This is a genomic window from Fischerella sp. (assembly GCF_013388695.1).
Lineage (GTDB): Bacteria > Cyanobacteriota > Cyanobacteriia > Cyanobacteriales > Nostocaceae > PCC9605.
Map to the genome: position 1 here is coordinate 1 of NZ_JACAEU010000151.1, position 18,000 is coordinate 18,000.

At 42.7% G+C, this 18,000-nt stretch carries 15 protein-coding genes and 1 pseudogene; 9 read left to right on the plus strand and 7 right to left on the minus strand.

Annotation, left to right across the window (positions count from 1 at the left end; all coding sequences use genetic code 11):
* Positions 1-123: pseudogene (locus HXY43_RS20630) on the plus strand (photosystem II q(b) protein); the annotation flags it as partial.
* Positions 124-755: 632 nt separating this feature from the next.
* A complete protein-coding gene (locus HXY43_RS20635) occupies positions 756-1,367 on the plus strand; it encodes a LuxR C-terminal-related transcriptional regulator (protein ID WP_290886997.1) in 612 nt (203 codons plus the stop codon).
* Positions 1,368-1,576: 209 nt separating this feature from the next.
* On the opposite strand, the gene HXY43_RS20640 is transcribed toward HXY43_RS20635, so the two are convergent.
* Complete coding sequence (locus tag HXY43_RS20640; protein WP_290887000.1) at positions 1,577-2,056, minus strand: DUF4168 domain-containing protein; 480 nt, start codon at positions 2,054-2,056, stop codon at positions 1,577-1,579.
* Between the two features lie 111 nt (positions 2,057-2,167).
* The gene (gene holA, locus HXY43_RS20645; protein ID WP_290887003.1) at positions 2,168-3,160 is read right to left on the minus strand and encodes a DNA polymerase III subunit delta; all 993 of its coding nucleotides are present in this window, start codon (positions 3,158-3,160) and stop codon (positions 2,168-2,170) included.
* 186 nt (positions 3,161-3,346) lie between these two features.
* On the opposite strand from holA, the gene HXY43_RS20650 reads away from it, so the two are divergent.
* On the plus strand, positions 3,347-4,168 hold the full coding sequence (locus tag HXY43_RS20650; protein WP_290887006.1) for a DUF1868 domain-containing protein: 822 nt from the start codon (positions 3,347-3,349) through the stop codon (positions 4,166-4,168).
* Positions 4,169-4,454: 286 nt separating this feature from the next.
* Here the strand turns inward: HXY43_RS20650 and mnmA are convergent, their stop codons facing one another.
* Positions 4,455-5,510 carry a tRNA 2-thiouridine(34) synthase MnmA gene (mnmA, locus tag HXY43_RS20655; protein ID WP_290887009.1) on the minus strand — a complete coding sequence of 352 codons (1,056 nt, stop codon included), beginning with the start codon at positions 5,508-5,510 and terminating at the stop codon, positions 4,455-4,457.
* 110 nt (positions 5,511-5,620) lie between these two features.
* Between mnmA and HXY43_RS20660 the strand changes: the two genes are divergently transcribed.
* Together HXY43_RS20660 and HXY43_RS20665 are read left to right on the plus strand one after the other, a co-directional pair.
* Positions 5,621-6,427: an SPOR domain-containing protein gene (locus HXY43_RS20660; protein ID WP_290887012.1), complete on the plus strand. Its 807-nt coding sequence runs from the start codon at positions 5,621-5,623 to the stop codon at positions 6,425-6,427.
* Between the two features lie 101 nt (positions 6,428-6,528).
* Complete coding sequence (locus tag HXY43_RS20665; RefSeq protein ID WP_290887016.1) at positions 6,529-8,196, plus strand: NAD(P)H-hydrate dehydratase; 1,668 nt, start codon at positions 6,529-6,531, stop codon at positions 8,194-8,196.
* Between the two features lie 29 nt (positions 8,197-8,225).
* On the opposite strand, the gene HXY43_RS20670 is transcribed toward HXY43_RS20665, so the two are convergent.
* The 4 genes from HXY43_RS20670 to HXY43_RS20685 form a co-directional block, all read right to left on the minus strand.
* The gene (locus tag HXY43_RS20670; protein WP_155960478.1) at positions 8,226-8,468 is read right to left on the minus strand and encodes a hypothetical protein; all 243 of its coding nucleotides are present in this window, start codon (positions 8,466-8,468) and stop codon (positions 8,226-8,228) included.
* Positions 8,469-8,810: 342 nt separating this feature from the next.
* A complete protein-coding gene (locus tag HXY43_RS20675) occupies positions 8,811-9,437 on the minus strand; it encodes a hypothetical protein (RefSeq protein WP_290887020.1) in 627 nt (208 codons plus the stop codon).
* A gap of 410 nt (positions 9,438-9,847) precedes the next feature.
* Positions 9,848-10,306 (minus strand): DUF2267 domain-containing protein, encoded by a 459-nt coding sequence (locus tag HXY43_RS20680; RefSeq protein WP_026734429.1) that lies wholly within the window; start codon positions 10,304-10,306, stop codon positions 9,848-9,850.
* A 242-nt stretch (positions 10,307-10,548) separates the two neighbouring features.
* The gene (locus HXY43_RS20685; protein WP_290887025.1) at positions 10,549-11,958 is read right to left on the minus strand and encodes an ATP-binding protein; all 1,410 of its coding nucleotides are present in this window, start codon (positions 11,956-11,958) and stop codon (positions 10,549-10,551) included.
* 699 nt (positions 11,959-12,657) lie between these two features.
* Here HXY43_RS20685 and HXY43_RS20690 point away from each other — a divergent pair.
* The 4 genes from HXY43_RS20690 to HXY43_RS20705 all read left to right on the plus strand — a co-directional run bounded on the left by HXY43_RS20690 (position 12,658) and on the right by HXY43_RS20705 (position 17,865).
* A complete protein-coding gene (locus tag HXY43_RS20690) occupies positions 12,658-15,372 on the plus strand; it encodes an ELWxxDGT repeat protein (RefSeq protein WP_290887028.1) in 2,715 nt (904 codons plus the stop codon).
* Between the two features lie 168 nt (positions 15,373-15,540).
* Positions 15,541-16,134: a hypothetical protein gene (locus HXY43_RS20695; protein ID WP_290887030.1), complete on the plus strand. Its 594-nt coding sequence runs from the start codon at positions 15,541-15,543 to the stop codon at positions 16,132-16,134.
* Between the two features lie 43 nt (positions 16,135-16,177).
* Complete coding sequence (locus HXY43_RS20700; protein ID WP_290887034.1) at positions 16,178-16,879, plus strand: hypothetical protein; 702 nt, start codon at positions 16,178-16,180, stop codon at positions 16,877-16,879.
* A gap of 68 nt (positions 16,880-16,947) precedes the next feature.
* Entirely contained in the window at positions 16,948-17,865 is a 918-nt protein-coding gene (locus HXY43_RS20705) for a molecular chaperone (protein WP_290887036.1), read from the plus strand.
* Positions 17,866-18,000: the final 135 nt, after the last annotated feature.

The window sequence follows — 18,000 nt, forward strand, 5'->3', positions numbered from 1 at the left end:
ATCAACCGCGCTAACTTGGGTATGGAAGTTATGCACGAGCGCAATGCTCACAACTTCCCTCTCGACTTGGCTAGTGCTGAAGTTGCTCCTGTTGCAATCAGCGCTCCTGCTATCAACGGCTAATAAATAAGTCTTAGCTTGTATAACTGACGCCCTCCCAATTGGGGAGGGCGTTTTTATTTTTTTTAAATCGGTTCGACGGGTTTGAAAAACAAGTAGCACAGCTATCAGCAAAGAGAGGGGAAGGTGCAGTAGTTCGAGAATGCATTGGGACTGCCCTCTGACTTGAAAAAAAGTAACCTCATCCCATCCTATCATACACCCCTCTCCTTGTTAAGGAGAGGGGCAGGGGGTGAGGTTTTTCATGCATGGTGATGAAAATTTTTTCATTGGGACTGCCTTCCGACGAATTCGGTCAACAATACTTTAAAGTCTGGCAATCCCAATAAAATCATCACCAGTATTTTGATATCCGAAATAGACAATAAAAGATTTGTATTTAGATCGTGAAACCTTAGACAAATAGAATTTACGCAGAAGTATTAAAGCGTAAATAAACTTAACAATGATAATAGTTAGTGTTTAATTATCAATAACTAAACACTAATCCAATTATTTATGATGTGGCAATAAATTTAGATTACCCAACCTCCTGAATAAAAGGAGGCTCATTGAAATGCAAATTCAGAGCCAAGGAATAATAAACATTAACGCTTTTTATTCTATGTGCATATTTTAACTTAAAATTAGTAAATATGATTGCTTTCACAAAAATATCAGCAAAATCGTCTGTTGAAATTCAAAAGCAAGATAATATTACACTTAATTACTGGCAGCAAGCTTATTTTTTGCAAGAGGTTATAGAAGGCTTGCAAGATGGCTTGTTAATTATTAGCGAAACAGGTGAACTCATTCATGCTAACGCATCTGCTCATCGCATTTGTTGTCAACTCAATCAAGGTAGCTACCGCCAAAATCAAGTACCAACAGTGATTTGGCGAATTTGCGAATCGTTAATTGAAAGCCGCAATTTATTTCCCAACAAACTCTTGATTCTGTCGGATGAAATTTTACTAGACAAGTCAAAAATTTTTCGGATTCGCGTGAGATGGTTGGATCTAGCAAGATTGAAGCACTCTTGCTTACTAGTGACTATTGAAAATAGATATGAGTCTGTTAGAAATGCAGCGATCGCAGAAATAAAACAATACAATTTGACGCGACGAGAGGCAGAAATTTGGTGTCTTTATCGAGTTAACTATAGCTACAAAGAAATTGCTGCTCATTTTTACATTAGCATCAATACAGTGAAAAAACACATGAAAAATATTCATGCTAAGCGACAAGCGTATCTAGAAAATGCTTGAAAATGATTTACTTTTGCGGCAATATTTGTCAATTCGATGGTAAGAAAATAAAACAATGTGAATCTAAAAATAAGCTTTGGTAAATTTACTGGCTTCTTAATACTATTATTGATTAATGGTTAATTACTCATGTTCACACACACTACTTCCGGGAGTATCGGGGGATAATAATTTTCCCCGAGATCATCTGGAATTTTTTTGAAATTTGCTTATTGATTTTCAGGATTTTTTTGTAGGCGGATTAAATTATTGTAAATCTTTCGTTTTAAGTCTTCATTATCTTGTAATGCGACAGTAATTCTGTTGAATTCATCGATACTTAAACCATTAGCTTCGACGATCTGTTGAGAGCGATTGCAATAATCTATTGCCACGTCTCTAGCTTGGGATGGTAGAGAATTGTAGCTATTGGGATCGTTACAAACAATCTTAGGAACTTCTTGATCGCCAATAATTTTTTTTATTTTGTCAAAAGCTTGTTGGCGTTCTGGCTCCATCCGCAGTATCACTTTGGAGTAGTTGAGTATTTGTGTATTGTCGAGTTGTAATGTATTTTGGGCATGAACGTTTGAGCTAAAAATCAAAGCACTAGAAACTAGACTAGTAATAGTAAGAGAACCGAAAAATAAAGATTGAGAGAGCATCCTAGTTAAGCTAGGTTGGTAATAAAGATGATGCAATCTATTCATTTGCTGTGTGCAAAACAACTACAGTTAAGCTTTGGTTAATCTCAATGAATTATTTTAGAAGAAAGAAGTTCCAAGAAAATATTGAATTTATCCTAAATTCACTTATTTTTGTCAATTTCCTCGGCATACTTGACATAATTCCATAATCTTCATCTGAAGAACCAACATCTCCACTGCTCCTTGCTTAAGACTAACTTCTAATTCCAATAGAATAGGTAAACAGGCAATAAGTTGCTGCACAGAAAGTGACTTAACTTCTTGTTGTAAAAAGTAAACTCGCTTGGGGTTACTTACTTCAGCAGCTTGAGCGATCGCTTGTGAATTTCGCTCACCACTTTCCATCATGATTTTTACCCACAACCAGGTACGAAATTGACCAACCAGTGTGGCAACTATCCGCAAAGCTGGTTCGCAAGCATTGATGAGATCGGCCAAGATTGCTAAAGCTTTGGCTGTGTCTCCTGTCCTGATTGCTGCTGCTAATTTTAAGCTAGTCTGATTAGTATTTCTAACTAGTTGAGCAACGGTATCTGTATCTTGTGGTTTGTCGCTGCCATAGGCATAAATCTGTATTTTCTCTAACTCATTGTACAGTAGCCGCGTATCGTTGCCTACAGCTTCAGCTAAAATATCTGCGGCTTTTTGAGTTAATTTTACACCAACTACTTGAGCAGCGCTCAGTACAGATTGCACGAGCAGATCTGTCTTCCAAGGCGGAATTAGAGGAAATTCGCGGAATTCAGTGGCGTATTGTTTCAAAAGTTTAGTGACTTTGAGCCGTTCGTCAGGTTTATTACGGCTAGTAATTAATAAAAATGAATCTTCGGGAATTACTGATAAGGTTCGCGACAGTTCAGATAAAAAATTGTCCGGGCAATGCTGGCAAAGGGTGGAATTTACAAGCCAAACCAAACGACCACCAGCACCAAACGGTGGTGTCATCACTTGATTTAATCCAGCGATCGCACCATCATCACCTGCGTCTGAAGAGAATGTAGTGTAGTTAAAACTAGTCCATAGTGGGTCAACGACGCGATCGCGCAAAGCTGCAACCGCTTTTTCAATCGCAAAATCATCCTCACCCCAGTAAACATAGATTGGCATGGGGAACCTCCTGTGGAGAGTGGGAGAGTAAGAGAGTGGGGAAGTGGGGGCTAGGGGCCCCCTCTGGGGTTGGGGCTTTGGGGGAGTGAAAGATAAAATTTGCATTTCCTATTCCCCATTTCCTATTCCCTATTTTTGGTAAATTTGCCTAAAATCAATAAGCGTGAGAGCGCGAGGATATGAAAATTGGACGATAATTATCAAACTTACCTAAACCGGGTAGCACGAATGACGCTGCCAGAAGCTTATGGAATCCAAGTCCAGCATATCCAGGAATCTTCTAAGTTTCAGCCTACACCAGACCGGGAAAGACAAGCTGTGCCTTTTCCTGGTTATACGGTGATTACTCCCCCTTGGGAAGACGAGACAGAAAACTCTGCTTTCTATACTCAGTTGCAAGGCTACCAACAAGAACTCTTGCAGTTACCTGTTGGTTGCGATCTGATTGTACCTGTACCTGCTGCTAGTTTTCATTTAACGTTAGCAGACTTAATTTGGGATAGTGCTTTCTATGACGCCTGCGAAAAAAAACCCGAGTTTGAACAGCAATTACGCTCTTGTTTCGCCGAAATAGTTCAGCAATATCAACAATCGATGACACGTGCGGTTCATCCCGTTCGCTGGCAAACGCTAGGACTAATGGTAATGCCAAGAGCTGTGGGTATTTGTCTAGTACCCCAAGATGAAAGCTGTTACGAGGAGATTGTTAACTTTCGTCGAGCGATATACCAAAATTCCAACCTAATTGCTTTGGGCATTGAACAACAGTATCATTTCACTGCTCACATCACATTAGGTTATTTTGGAGAAGTGCCACCGCAACTAGATCGCGATCGCCTTGCTACTATGTTTTCGCAGTTGAATCAGCAATGGTTGTTGAACTCGCCAGAATTTTTGATACACCGCGCTGAACTGCGGAAGTTTGACGACATGACACGCTATTATCGCGGAGTGGATTGGCCAGTTTTAGAGTGGGGGCTGGGTAGTGGTAATATCAATTCACCTTAACCTTGCAAAATATTAGATCCCCCAATCCCCTCAAAAAGCGGGGCTAGGAGCTATTGACTAGACTACTTAGAGATCTCTGTTGTTAAGTAATGCTGCGCGAAACTGGTCGCGTTTCATGATTCCCCCGCTATACCTTTATGTTAGCGGCGTTGGGTGAACGCCGCTCCTCTCCCTGGGGACTGGGGCATGGGGCATGGGGCAAAGGGCATGGGGCATCGGTAAGAAAACCAATTTCCAATTCCCAATGCCCAATTCCTAATCCCCAATCCTTAATTCCCAGTCCCTTTTACTTAAACTGCTCAATTATTCCACCACCCAAGACTTTTTCTCCTTCGTACCACACCGCAGCTTGTCCAGGAGTAATGCTGAATTGGGGTTCATCGAATACTACGCGCACGCGGGAGTTTTCCAAGGGAATTACCGTTACTGGTACGGGAGTGGAACGATAGCGGACTTGCACCTCGGCACGAATCGGGCTAGCGGGTTCGGCGATCGATACCCAATTGACTCGATGCACGGTGCATTCTGGTTGAGTTGCTTTAGTGCGATCGCCCACTATCACCTTGTTATTAACTGCATCCAAAGCAATTACATACAGCGGTTCAGCAGCGGCAATTCCCAAGCCCTTGCGCTGTCCGATCGTGTAATGATGGACACCATCATGCTGACCCAGCACCTTACCGTCAATGTCAACAATATCGCCTTTTTTGGGTGCCAGGTATTTATCCAGAAATGCCCGCATGGAACCGTTAGCTTCAATTAGGCATAAGTCCTGACTTTCTGGCTTTTCAGCGGTTTTAAGTCCATGTTCGGCGGCAATGTGGCGAGTCTCACTTTTTTGCATTTCACCTAGGGGAAATACTGTTCCTGCCAGTAAATCTTGAGACAAGTCATAGAGAAAATAGGTCTGGTCTTTGTTACGATCTACTGCCCGCAGGAGTTCATAACGCTCAGTTGCTTCGTTATAGTTAATCCGGGCATAATGACCTGTAGCAATGCGATCGCATCCCAATTTTTCGCGGGCATACTCCAACATCGGGCCGAACTTGACTGTTCTATTGCACTGCGAGCAAGGTAAAGGCGTAATCCCGGCACTGTAACCAGCAACTAAATAATCAACAATATTTGTCTGAAAGACTTCCCGAATATCAACAACGTGATGGGGAATACCCAGATGTTCACAGATAAGAGCCGCATCAATCATACCTTCCGAGCAACATTGACCTTTGCCTTTCATCAGCCAAAGGGTCAAACCAATCACTTCATAGCCTTGATTGTGCAAAATGGTGGCGGCGGTGGAACTGTCAACGCCGCCAGATAGTCCAACGACGACCTTTTTCATATCCGTAAACATATTGCTAGGCTCTTATTTCTAAGCTACCACTATGTAATTACTACAACAGGTAACTAATTAGTTTCTGTAGGAAATTATCTACAAACTTTTCTGCTACTATGTCGAGTGCATTACCAATTCAACTTATAGCATTTCTACGCTTTACCCAACCATCTTTGATTGTGGGTGCTTTATTGGGAGGATGCTTGGTCTTTATTTGCCACTCTATTCCCACACCAGCGCAAACACTCTTGCCAACTCTTCCAGCGAGTAGCAACGATCTCTTGCCGCCCCTACCGACAAATATTCAAGAATATACTGTTCCCCAAGTGAATGTAACTCCCCAGGAGTATATGATTAACCGGGGTGACAGACAATATCAGGCGACGCCTTTTAATCAAAATCGCCAAAACTTTAAGCGCTACTTGGTTTATGTTGAGAGTAATAATGTCCAAACCCTGCAACAAGTACGTTTAATTGAACCGACAGCTTATATACGGCAATTTCAAGGACATTCTGTAATTCAGGCAGGAACCTTTAGCAAACCATCCAATGCCCAACAGCGTATCCAACAACTAGCAGCCTACGGTATATATGGGGCGCGGATTGCCAACTTTGCGAATGGTCAGGATCAGATAATCACGACTTACTCTCACGTTAACAATTATCAACCTGTCAACAACTATCAGCCAGAAGTACCTAATTACTACTATGTAGCCATTCCCGCTCACTCAGAAAACATAGCTTCAATTGCCGACCAAATTAAAAACAATATCGGACAAAAAGCGGCCGTCACCACCAGAAATCAGCCACTAGGAGCGCATGTAGCAGTCGGGCCTTTTGCTAATAGGTTACAGGCAGAGCAATGGAATAATTATCTCCAATCTATAGGATTCGGTAACGCTAGAGTTTACTACGCAAGATAGAGTAATAGTTAGTGGTTAGTGGTTAGTAGTTAGTGGTTGGTAGTTGTTTGCACAACAACAAACAACTACCAACAAACAACAAACAACGAAAAATTCTATTGATGAACAGGCAAGAACTAATTTTGCAAGTTGTAGTGACAGCACAACAGATGCGCGATATTGAAGCGCGTATCTTTGCAGCGGGAATGCCTGTGGCGGCTTTGATGGAAAAGGTGGCGGGACTGATTGCCCGTCGCATTGCGGAAATGATCCCTCCAACTCCTAGTAAAGGTGAATGGGGGAGTGGAAGAGCGGAGGAGTGGGGGAGGTATGTAAACAATTATTCTTTCCCCCCTCTCCCTATCCCCCCCTCTTCCCCTCCTCGTGTGGGAATCCTCGTCGGCCCCGGTCACAATGGCGGAGATGCTTTGGTAGTTGCTCGTGAGTTGCACTTTCGCGGGTATGCAGTCTGTATCTATTGCCCTTTCTCTAAGCTCAAGGAATTAACTTCGCAGCATTTACAGTATGCTCAGAGTTTGGGCATTCCATGTTATGAAGCAATAGACGATTTGCCAGAGTGTGATTTATTAATTGATGGCTTGTTTGGATTTGGGTTGGAAAGAGATCTTAAAGACCCTGTTGCTAGTGCTATTAATCAGTTAAATGAAAGGTCTACACCAATTGTTAGTATCGATGTGCCTTCGGGTTTGCATACCGATACTGGTGAATTTCTAGGAACTGCGATCCGCGCCACTCATACGCTGTGTCTGGGTTTGTGGAAGTTGGGTTTATTGCAAGACCATGCTTTGGAATACGTTGGCAAAGCGGAGTTAATTGATTTTGATATTCCCTGGGCGGACGTACAAGCGATACTTGGGGATGCACCCAGCGTTAAACGCATCACCAAAGCCACTGCTTTTTCAACTCTGCCTTTACCTCGTCCTGCTGTCACCCACAAGTATAAAGAAGGGCATTTGCTGCTGATTTGCGGTTCGCGTCGCTATTCTGGAGGTGCAATTTTAACTGGGTTGGGAGCACGGGCTAGTGGAGTTGGTATGCTGTCAATTGCTGTGCCAGAGTCTCTCAAACCGATCTTGGTTAGCCATTTGCCAGAAGCGCTAATTATCGGTTGTCCAGAGACAGAAACAGGTGCGATCGCCCAACTACAATTGCCAGAAAACAGCGATCTAAATTCATTTAATGCGATCGCTTGCGGCCCCGGTTTAACCAAAGATGCCAGCCCGATTTTACAACAGGTGTTAGAAAGCACAATTCCTTTGGTTCTCGATGCTGATGGTTTGAATATTCTGGCAGAGATGGGAACCTCCCCTAATCCCCCCTTGCTAAGGGGGGGATTAGGGGGGGTGCGACAAGCATTAACAGTACTTACACCTCATACAGGTGAATTCAAACGCTTATTTCCCGATTTACCCGATGCTAAACAAGACAGAGTCAAAGCAGTGCGGGAAGCTGCAATGCAAAGCGGGGCAGTGGTGTTGTTGAAAGGGGCAAGAACTGCGATCGCCAATCCCCAAGGTTCAGCTTGGATTAATCCCGAAAGTACGCCAGCTTTAGCGCGGGGTGGCAGTGGTGATGTCTTAACCGGATTAATGGGTGGATTAATCGCACAAGCTGTAACGCGCCAAAAGCCTCTAGAAGAGATGGTTGCAACTGCTGCTTGGTGGCACGCTCAAGCCGGAATTTTAGCAGCCCAAGAGCGAACAGAATTGGGAGTAGATGCGTTTACATTGACACAATATTTGACGCAAATTATCAGTATTTATCAGTAGTTACCTCACCCTTCCCTCATCCCTCGTTCTCAGCCTGAGGCTGGGAACGATATAAAGCTCATCAACAAGGCTATTATTGCACTCGCGATCGCACTTGCACAAGCTATCAACAAAAAAAGCGGCGATCGCGTTTTGCAATGCTGAACTGATACCATTTCTCTAAAATATTGATCTAAATGTTGATACAGATAATTTTCTATAGCCCCCCTTAAAAAGCTTGTCATTACCCACATTTTTCTCAAACTGGCGATCGCCATAAAATTGGATTTCAAAACCCTGATGATTACGTGACTATTCTCAATAAATATTGAGAGATGACAATACTGCTCGGATAAGACAAATCGATTGACATTTAAACCCTGTAGAGACGTTGCACCGCAACGTCTCTACATGCCCAAAATTATGACGAAATTGTGATAGATGAGAATTAAACGGAGACCTGCAAACCCTAATTTAGTAAGGTTTCCAGCGATCGCAAACTTTCCCTTGTCACTTAGTACAACATTGCATAAGTTCATGCCGAAATTTTAGCACCAAGAGTCAGCGCCCTTGGTGCGTTTACATTTGCGTCCCTGGAGTGTTTTAAATCGCTACGCTTTTACGCAAAGCTGTACTTAGTTCAAATAGACTTGGCCATCTTGTTGAATTCTGATTGCGGTTTGACTGTTTCTAAATTCCGTGGCTTCATCCAAAGCCAGTTCTAATAATCCTGACTCAGAGGTTGTTGGAGTCATTCTCAAGAACCCACCATCTTGGCGAACAGCAGTGATAGTAATTGCTACTGGCAAGCCTCGCAATACAACTTCTTGTCTACCTAGGAGAACACGCTGTCTAGTATGCCCAATTGCCTGATATGCGATCGCAGCATTGGTGTTATTTTTGAGCCTCACATCTACTCTGCCATTGCTAGGTGTAATCGTAGCGACTGGGTCAAACTGTTTTTCTGGTAAAGGTGGTTGAATCACACTGACTGACGGAGTACCAGGAACAGTTTCACGCGGAGAAATTCCTTGTGTTGCTTGTCGTTGGGTAAAAGCATTGGGTGGGCATCCTTGTGGAACCAATACTCTATTATTATGTGGTTCTTCGTAGAAAATACTGGGGCAGGGGTTAACTTTGGAAAGAGAGGCGGTAGGCTGTTGTTGTGCCATTACCGCTTGCGGAATTGCTGATACACCAATCACTAACCCACTGCAAACAACACCCAGTAATTTAGTAGATGTGCGAAATATTTTGTTCATTTTTACCTCTGATTTCCAAATGCTAGAGATAGTCAGTCAATGTAATACAGTTGATATAGATAAGTTTTGAGTTTTATACTAATTCTCTGTAGCGATGAGCTTTATAATTACCCCTATCTCTGATATATCTAATTAGCAAAGGGTACTACAGGTAAGTGACTTAGAACTCATTGTCATGGAGAATTAGTATATTAAATCCAAAAGTTTTAATTAAAGGTTAACAAATCGATAATATTTTCTTCCTCTCACTAGGGGAATGAAAATAAACAAGATTTGCAATATTAGTTTCGATCAAAAGTAATAAAACTCTATCTCTAGAAATAGAACAGTTAGAAGTTAAGAACTGTTTACAATTCCTAACTTCCAACGCTCAAGAAAGAGTGCCGTATTAATTTTAATTTAATACTTACTTAAGCTTCTTCCCATAGTTGGCGAATTTTGTCAGGTAAAAATTCAGTGATTTCCTTGACTCTTTCTTCAGATAATTCGTCCTTGGTTGCTGAAAATACAGCCTTGACTGCATTTTCTACATTTACATCTGGTTGTAAACCTGCTTCTTGATTGATACGGAATAAAAATGTATCAGATTTGATAATTAAAGGTGGACGCACCCGGCTCAAGAAAGCAACGATGGGATTAGTATCCTTCCACAAGTCTGCAACCTCGTGCAACTTTGTATCATCTTTCACTTCAGCTGGTTTGTGTAATTCATCTGCGACGCGATCGGCTGCTTCTGTAGTCATCATGTCGCGCATCGTACGAAATACTACTTCTGTTATATCCCTAGCATCGTAAACATCTGACAAACCAGCCTGGCGCATTACCTTTTCCAAAAAGGATCTATCTTGTTCTCTGATTTCTGTTTGCATTAAATCCTCCAGTTTTTTATATATAGGTTATGGATCAAGCGATGGTGACCAATAACAACTCAGCAGTTTGTAGAAGTACTGAATAAGTTTTCAAGAGTGGTGATATCAAACTGCTAGAGTTATAATTTTTGACTCACTTCATCAAGCACTGCCATCTAAATTAATAAGTACAATTACTCTTTTTCATCTACCATAGGAAACACGCTGAAATCTGTCACAAGAAACATCAATTGAGTACACTATTAAGTCTCAAGACCTATTGGTAAAGTGACAGTGACAGTAGTGCCTATACCGACAGTGCTTTCAACTTGAATTTGACCGTGATGGTTTTCAACAATAGCTAGGGCGATCGCTAACCCCAATCCCGAACCAGTAGTATTTTCTGTTGCTGTCTTGCTATTTGTATGAGTACGCGCCGGATCTACCCGGTAAAAGCGGTCAAACAAACGCGGTAGTGCTTCCGCAGGAATACCAATACCAGTATCACTAATTTTTACTTGCAGCTGGGGACTACCATAACGCAGTCCCGAAACACGATTGTTTTCTTCTATCCGCGCCAATTCCACATTTACCCATCCGGATGAGGTTGTGTAGCGCAAAGCATTGCCAATCAAATTTGTAAACAACCGCACCAATTGATCCCAATTGCCTATCAGTGTGAACCAATTCTCTAGCATTTCGGGGTTAGTTTCGCTAGCAGGAGGATCAACTAATTTAAAGCTGAGGGTGATGTCTTTTTCCGCAGCTAACAGTTGTTGTTCTTCCACCACTTCCATCAGCAAAGCGTCTACAGGACAAGGAGAAAAGCTTTCTTTGCTGATACCGCTATCTTGGCGTGCTAGAAACAACAAATCATTGACTAACTTACCCAAACGCTGTGTTAGCCTTTCTACTACCTTCAATTGTTGCCGATAGTGCTCAAGAGTAGCACCTTCTACCTCTGCTGACTCCAAATCAGCAAGGGCAACTTGCACATTAGTTTGAATCAAAGCAATGGGACTTCTGAGTTCGTGAGAAGCATCAGCAGTAAACTGCTTGAGACGTTGATATGACTGACGCACAGGTTCCATCGCTTTACCAGAAAGGAACCAACCACTCGCACCCACAGAAAGCACCATCAACCAAATACCCAGTGCTAAATCAAAAATTAACTGCCGACTCGGTTTTGTCACCTCAAACCAAGGATGACTCACACGCAGATATCCCAATACCTGCTTTCCTACTTCCACTCGTTCAGTTACCTGACGCAGAAGCAGTGAAGAATTCTCCCCATCTCTCTGTCTCACCACATGCACGGTTTCGCCAGTGCGATTAACATGAATGGGAATATCCAGTGGTTCCGATAAAGTAGACCAAAGTAACTTTCCAGTGGGACTAAACCACTCTAAGTCAATGTGGTCATCTTCTACAGTGTCTGCATTGTTGCGAAAACTAGCTTCAACATTAATACGCGATCGCCCATTATCAGAGTTGACAGGTTCAATCACCAGCGATCGCTCTACAACTTCCACTACATGATTTAAGGTATCGTCCACCCGCTCAACTAACGTGCTGCGGACATATAAATATACGCCAATAGCAAATAGCAGTAGCAGCACCGCAGTTACGGCTGTGTACCAGAGTGCAAGACGGCGACGAGTAGTTTGAAACATAATTGTATCTTTTCACAGCAAATCCATCTCATATTCATATATTGTTCACAACTTCCACTTAGCTTAGGTATGGCTTGTTCTACAACCTCTTGTTGAGTGCAATCATCGTAATGAAAGTTACGGTCTTTATTTATTACAACCGTATTTGCACTTAAACAATCCTAGGTGGTTGATATACAAATTCCATAATATTACTGAAGTAACCTTTTAGACAGAAAAGCTATATTCTGGTTGTTGTAATTTGGAGAGGAAATTTGCCAAAGCTAAGCAGATTTGAATAGCCGTTATCACTGTTATCGGGATATTCTCAACAGCAAATTTTTTCCCACGGTGCAAGATAAATAAATTTCTCTGCTGATAAGTCATGAAGACGGACAAGCTTAGTGAACAGGCTGAAAACAGCAAATTTTTGCAACAGGTTCAACTTTGGCATCTACTACTCAATTAAAACCGACTTTAGCTTTTAGATAAGACTGTCATTTCCTAAATAGTTCAAGCAAATATAGCAAGCTTGGCTAGCCAAATGCGACTAGAGATGAATTGTCAGCCTTAGCTGCTTAATCAAATCTATTATGAACATTATTTCAGAAATCAGAAAAATCTGCTTGTTATTGATGAAATTTTTAATCACCCGATCAAGTAATACTGCCATTTGAAAGATTTAGTAGAGTCAATTTTTATAGGAATCAATAGATAAATATGCCAACTTATTCAGGATTTTCAGATCCAGGAAACACCTTACAAACAGCTTTAGACACTAGCTCATATATTGGTGGTGCGCTCACTAGCACCCAGAATATTTTTCAGGACACTATTGGTGGCTCTGATACAGTCGATTTATATAAATTCCTCATTGGTGGAAGCAGCGCTAGTACAGTTACCCTCAACTTGGATGGCTTAACTAGCAATGCAGATTTACTCCTGCAAAACAGTACTGGTCAGACTCTTCTAACTTCCTTCAAGTCGGGAACTTCACCTGAACTGATCACCACAACCTTAAATCCAGGCACATATTACGCCCGGGTTTACGTGTCTAGCAGCAGTGTCCCTACTACTAATTACAATCTCAGTCTTTCAGCCAACACCATTCCTGCGGATTTGGCTGGCAACACACCAGCAGCTGCACTAGATCTTGGTAGTTTCAATACACTTAGCAGCCCCTATAGTACCACTGATTTTGTTGGCAATGTAGGTGCCGCCCAGGATACTAATGATTATTACAAATTCAATCTCACCGAAACCGCCAACCTATACCTAACACTTGATGGTTTAGGAAACAATGCAGATGTAGAACTGCTTGATAGCTCTGGAACAACAGTGATTACGAGTTCCAAGCAATCAGGCACTACTCCAGAGGCCATAACTCGTAATCTCTCCAGTGGCATATATTACATCCGAGTTTTTCCTGGCGTCGGTAGTGCTACAAACTATAATCTAAACCTTGTGTTTGATCCGCCAGACTATGCGGGGAACTCGCAGGCGCTGGCTCGCAATATCAACACTTTAACCTCAACTCCTTCCAACTTCACAGACTTTGTTAATAGCCGCGATTCTAACGACTATTACCGCTTTGATTTAAGCTCAAGCGCTCTCATTAACCTAAATTTAACACCTGCAACAGCAAACGCTGATGTCCAACTACTCAACAGCAGTGGGACAGTAATATCCAGTTCTAGCAGAACTGGCACAGCGACTGACTCAATCAACCGCAGCTTGAATGCAGGTACATACTATATCAGAGTTTTACCTAGTTCTGGCGCGTCAACTAGCTACAATCTGAGTGTCTCTGCTACAACCATTCCTCCAGATAAAGCTCCAAACACGCGGACTACAGCTAAAAACATCGGCACACTTAACGGTTCCCAAAGCTTTAACGATTTTGTTGGGGATATCGATACTAACGACTACTATGTTTTCAATCTCAGCAAGTACAGTCTCTTTAACGTCACACTCAGTGGTATGAGTGCAGATGCTGATATGCAATTGCTAAACAGTAGTGGTGGTGTAATTTCGTACCCTTGGCAGGATGGGCCTGTAGATGAAAACCTCACCATAAACCTGGATGCAGGTACCTATTATATTCGGGTCTTTCAATTCAGTGGCAACACTTTCTACAATCTGAGTTTGTCTGCTACACCTCAGCCCCAAATTTTACAAATCTCGCCAGGTTCAGGCAGTTCTAACCCTGATAATCTCACAGCACTGGGTAGCACACTGTACTTTACTGCCAATGATGGCACCAACGGCAATCAACTGTGGAAGAGTGATGGTACTGGTGCTGGCACCCAACGCCTCACCACTGTTAATCCTAGCAGTTTTAACCCAGACAATCTAACGGCTTTTGGTAGCAGTAAGTTGTTCTTCACTGCCAATGACGGCACAAACGGTTCAGAACTGTGGGTATACAATGGCACCTCAGCCACAATGGTAAGTAACATTAATCCTGGGGCTGGTAGTTCTAACCCAAGCAACCTCACAATAGTTGGTAGTAAGTTGTTCTTCACTGCCAATGACGGCACAAACGGTTCAGAACTATGGGTATATGACGACACAACAGCAACAGTTAGCTTTGTCAAAGATATTTACTCTGGTGCTACCGGTTCCAATCCGACCAGGCTGACTGCTTTTAACGGCAAACTCTATTTTACAGCCACTGATACAACAAATGGCACGGAATTGTGGTCAAGCGATGGCACAGCAGGGGGAACAACCCTTGTCAAGGACATCCAACTAGGTGGACTTAGCTCATCTCCTGCCAATCTCACCGTTGTTGGCAGCACCCTTTACTTTACTGCTGATGATGGCACTAATGGGGTTGAACTCTGGAAGAGTGATGGCACTACAGCCGGAACCGTTAGTCTTACAAACCTGAATAGTGCGCTTGGATCAACTTATCTAACTGCAGTTGGCAGTACCCTGTTTTTCGTCACCGATAGCGATGGCGACTTTCAGCAAGAACTATGGAAGAGTAACGGTACTGCCGGCGGAACCGTGCGGGTTAAGAACGACCTCACACAAGCACCAAATATTGGTTTTGGACCCGTTAATCTCACTGCCGTTGGTACTACTCTTTACTTCACCACGCCAGACTCTGCAACTGGGCTGGAACTGTGGAAGAGTGACGGCACTGATGGAGGCACAGTTTTAGTTAGTGATATTTGGACTGGTGCAGATCCTAACAACAGTTATCCCGATAGTCTCGTCAATTTTAACGGCACCCTGTATTTTGCCGCTTCAGATTCAAATAATCGCAGGGAATTGTGGAGCAGTAACGGCACAGCTTTAGGTACGAGTAGGGTTAGCACCATCAATGCAACGGGCAATGCCAACCCTGCCCAGCTGACTGTCGTTGGTAACAAGCTGTTTTTCACTGCCACAGACGGGACGAATGGAACAGAATTGTGGGTGTTTTAGAAAGGAGGTGATGTTTTAAAACCAGATATAAATCATACACGGATTTATTGATTGCAGATTGAGTTATGGAAAAATTCTTGGGCAATTTGCTTGCTTAAGTGAAAAACCAGAACTAAACAAGAAAGATAAAAACATTGACACAAACACATTGAGGAGCAATTTTCATCTATGAAGAACAAAATTTTCGCTATTGCCGCCGCTAGTGCCGCTGCTGTAGGTAGTGCCATTGTTGCAGCACCCGCCCAAGCTCAGATTACTGGTACACCTGCCAACGTCGGTGTCAGCGTCAGTGTACCCGAAATTCTTTACTTGCGGACTGTCAGTAATATTAACGTGACTCTTACTCCTACAGATTTGGGAGGTAGCGCATCATTAGCAGCATTAGGAAGTGGCTTTTATGGAGTCGATCAATCTGGTATAGCAGATGAGATTACCAGTGGTCTTGACACCGCCACTCCAGCATTTGCCAACGCAACAAATGCCATAAGAACAATCAACAATGTATACGCAGTCTGGTCTAACAGCCCACGTGCTGCTGGGGTTGATGTTGATGTTGAAGAGGGTGCTAATCCTTCAAATGGACTATCTACTATAGCAATGACGATTGATGATGCTCTATCAGACAAATCAGCCTTAACTCCCCAAGGCTTAATCAATCCTACTATCGTTGGAGGGGTTGACTTTATCTTCGACCTGACCAGTGCGACTACATCGGGTAGTTACACAGGCGGCACTGTTACAATCACAGCGTCTGCTCCTTAAAAACTTGGGCTTTTACTAGCCCTCAGTCCTCATTTCTCCTGCAATGGGAAAGGGGAGTTGGCTGAACATCTTTTATAGAAAGCAAACTCTCCTCCTCCCACCTCTGCCAGTTGCTCGCCAGAGGTGGAGAAATTCTTCATATTACCAAGCTTTGCAAGTGCAAGATGCCAAATTAAACCAAATGTTACTGACTGAAATAATTAGCCGCCACCGCCACTTGATTGGCTATTTGGGTATAGCTGTAGCACTTATGGCATGGCCGCAGTCTCGTGTTTTAGCACAATCGCTGTTTACAAATCCAAAGCCTACAGAGATTTATCAGCTATCAACCCCCCAAAAATTAACCATTCCTCCCCTTGCCCCATCAGAAATTTCACCCGCAGCCACAACTGAGTCAGTTGCAAACGAACAAGATTTGCTGGCTCCCCCTCAGTTAAATGCGGTGATTACCCGAGAATTTCCTGCTTTGTGGCAAATGTGGGTTCCCACAGATCAAGTTGCTTCTTTGCGTGCTACTTATGAATTCAAGTCAGAGAGTGGACAGGCTAATCAGTTTAGCGGTGAACAGCATTCTGGTTCTGGAGTTTCAATTGTCCTAGAACCGTTACCTATCTTGGAGATTACCCGCGATCAAAATACTAATACAGTTCTGGTACAGGGAGGGGTGAGATTAAAAATGGATCTCTCGACTGCCCAGTCAGCAGGTGCATATGCTGGTGAACTGACGGTAACGGTGAATCGATAATAGTTTTCTGCTCGATGAGCTAGAAATAGTTCTTTGTGGTGTGTGTTGAAGTGAAAAATTTTATCCAGATGTTACCAAATTATAGAAAAATAGCCTTAAGTTTAATAGGGGTATTAGCTCTAGGGATACCTCCCGCCGCAGCAATTAATATTGGCGTCAGCCCTTATAGGATTGAACAGGAAATTAATAGCAAAACGCGCTCCCAAGCAATTCGCGTTTTGAACCTTTCTTCTAAACCCGTTGAAGTCAAGGCCGTTGTGCGGTCATGGGTGATGAGCGAGGACAATAAACTCCAAGAAGTTCCTGCTGATGAGCGATCGCTATCTCAGTGGATTGTCTTCACCCCCTCCAAATTTACAATCCCAGCTCGTGGTGCTCAGACTGTACGCTTTGCTATTCGTCCAAAAGTCCAGCCTAAGATCGGCGAACATCGTGCTGTAATCTTTTTTGAAGAAATTCCTAAAGCTGAAAAGGCATCAAGTACTGTTCAAACAATTGGAAAGTTAGGTGTTGTAATCTACGGCTATACGGGCAAAATCACAAGGGTTGGCGTACTAAACTCTGTAACTGTAGACACCAAACCAAATAAAGTTACAGGTGTATTTGATATTTCCAATAAAGGAAATGCCTATGTGCGGCTAAGTGGTCAATATGCTATCTGGCCTGCTGCTAAATATCCGGGAGCAGAAGTGACACAACCAGTTGCAAATCTCGGAAAGGCGGAGGCAAAACTTCCAGAAAATTTATTAGACGTAGGATCGTTACCCTCTTCACCAGTCTTACCTGATAATCGTCGTCGAATACTGTTGCCCATTACCAAAAAATTACCACCTGGCAACTACGTCTTAGACATCAATGGCGAATTGAGTGGTGTACCAATTGACCAAGGCATCCCCTTTACTGTTCCAAAACAAACTACTACCCAACAACCACACACTCGACCTAATACTACTCACAATCAAAAAGCTCCTCTTGGCAACAGATAGTTTTTGTTCTAAAGCAGAAATTCTCCGGATAAATCTGCATTTATAAATTCTTGGTTGCTCTTCTTTTTTTTCCTAGCGAATAGAATTCGCGGCTATACAAACAAAGTCTAAATTCACTTACTGCCTAGGAAATAA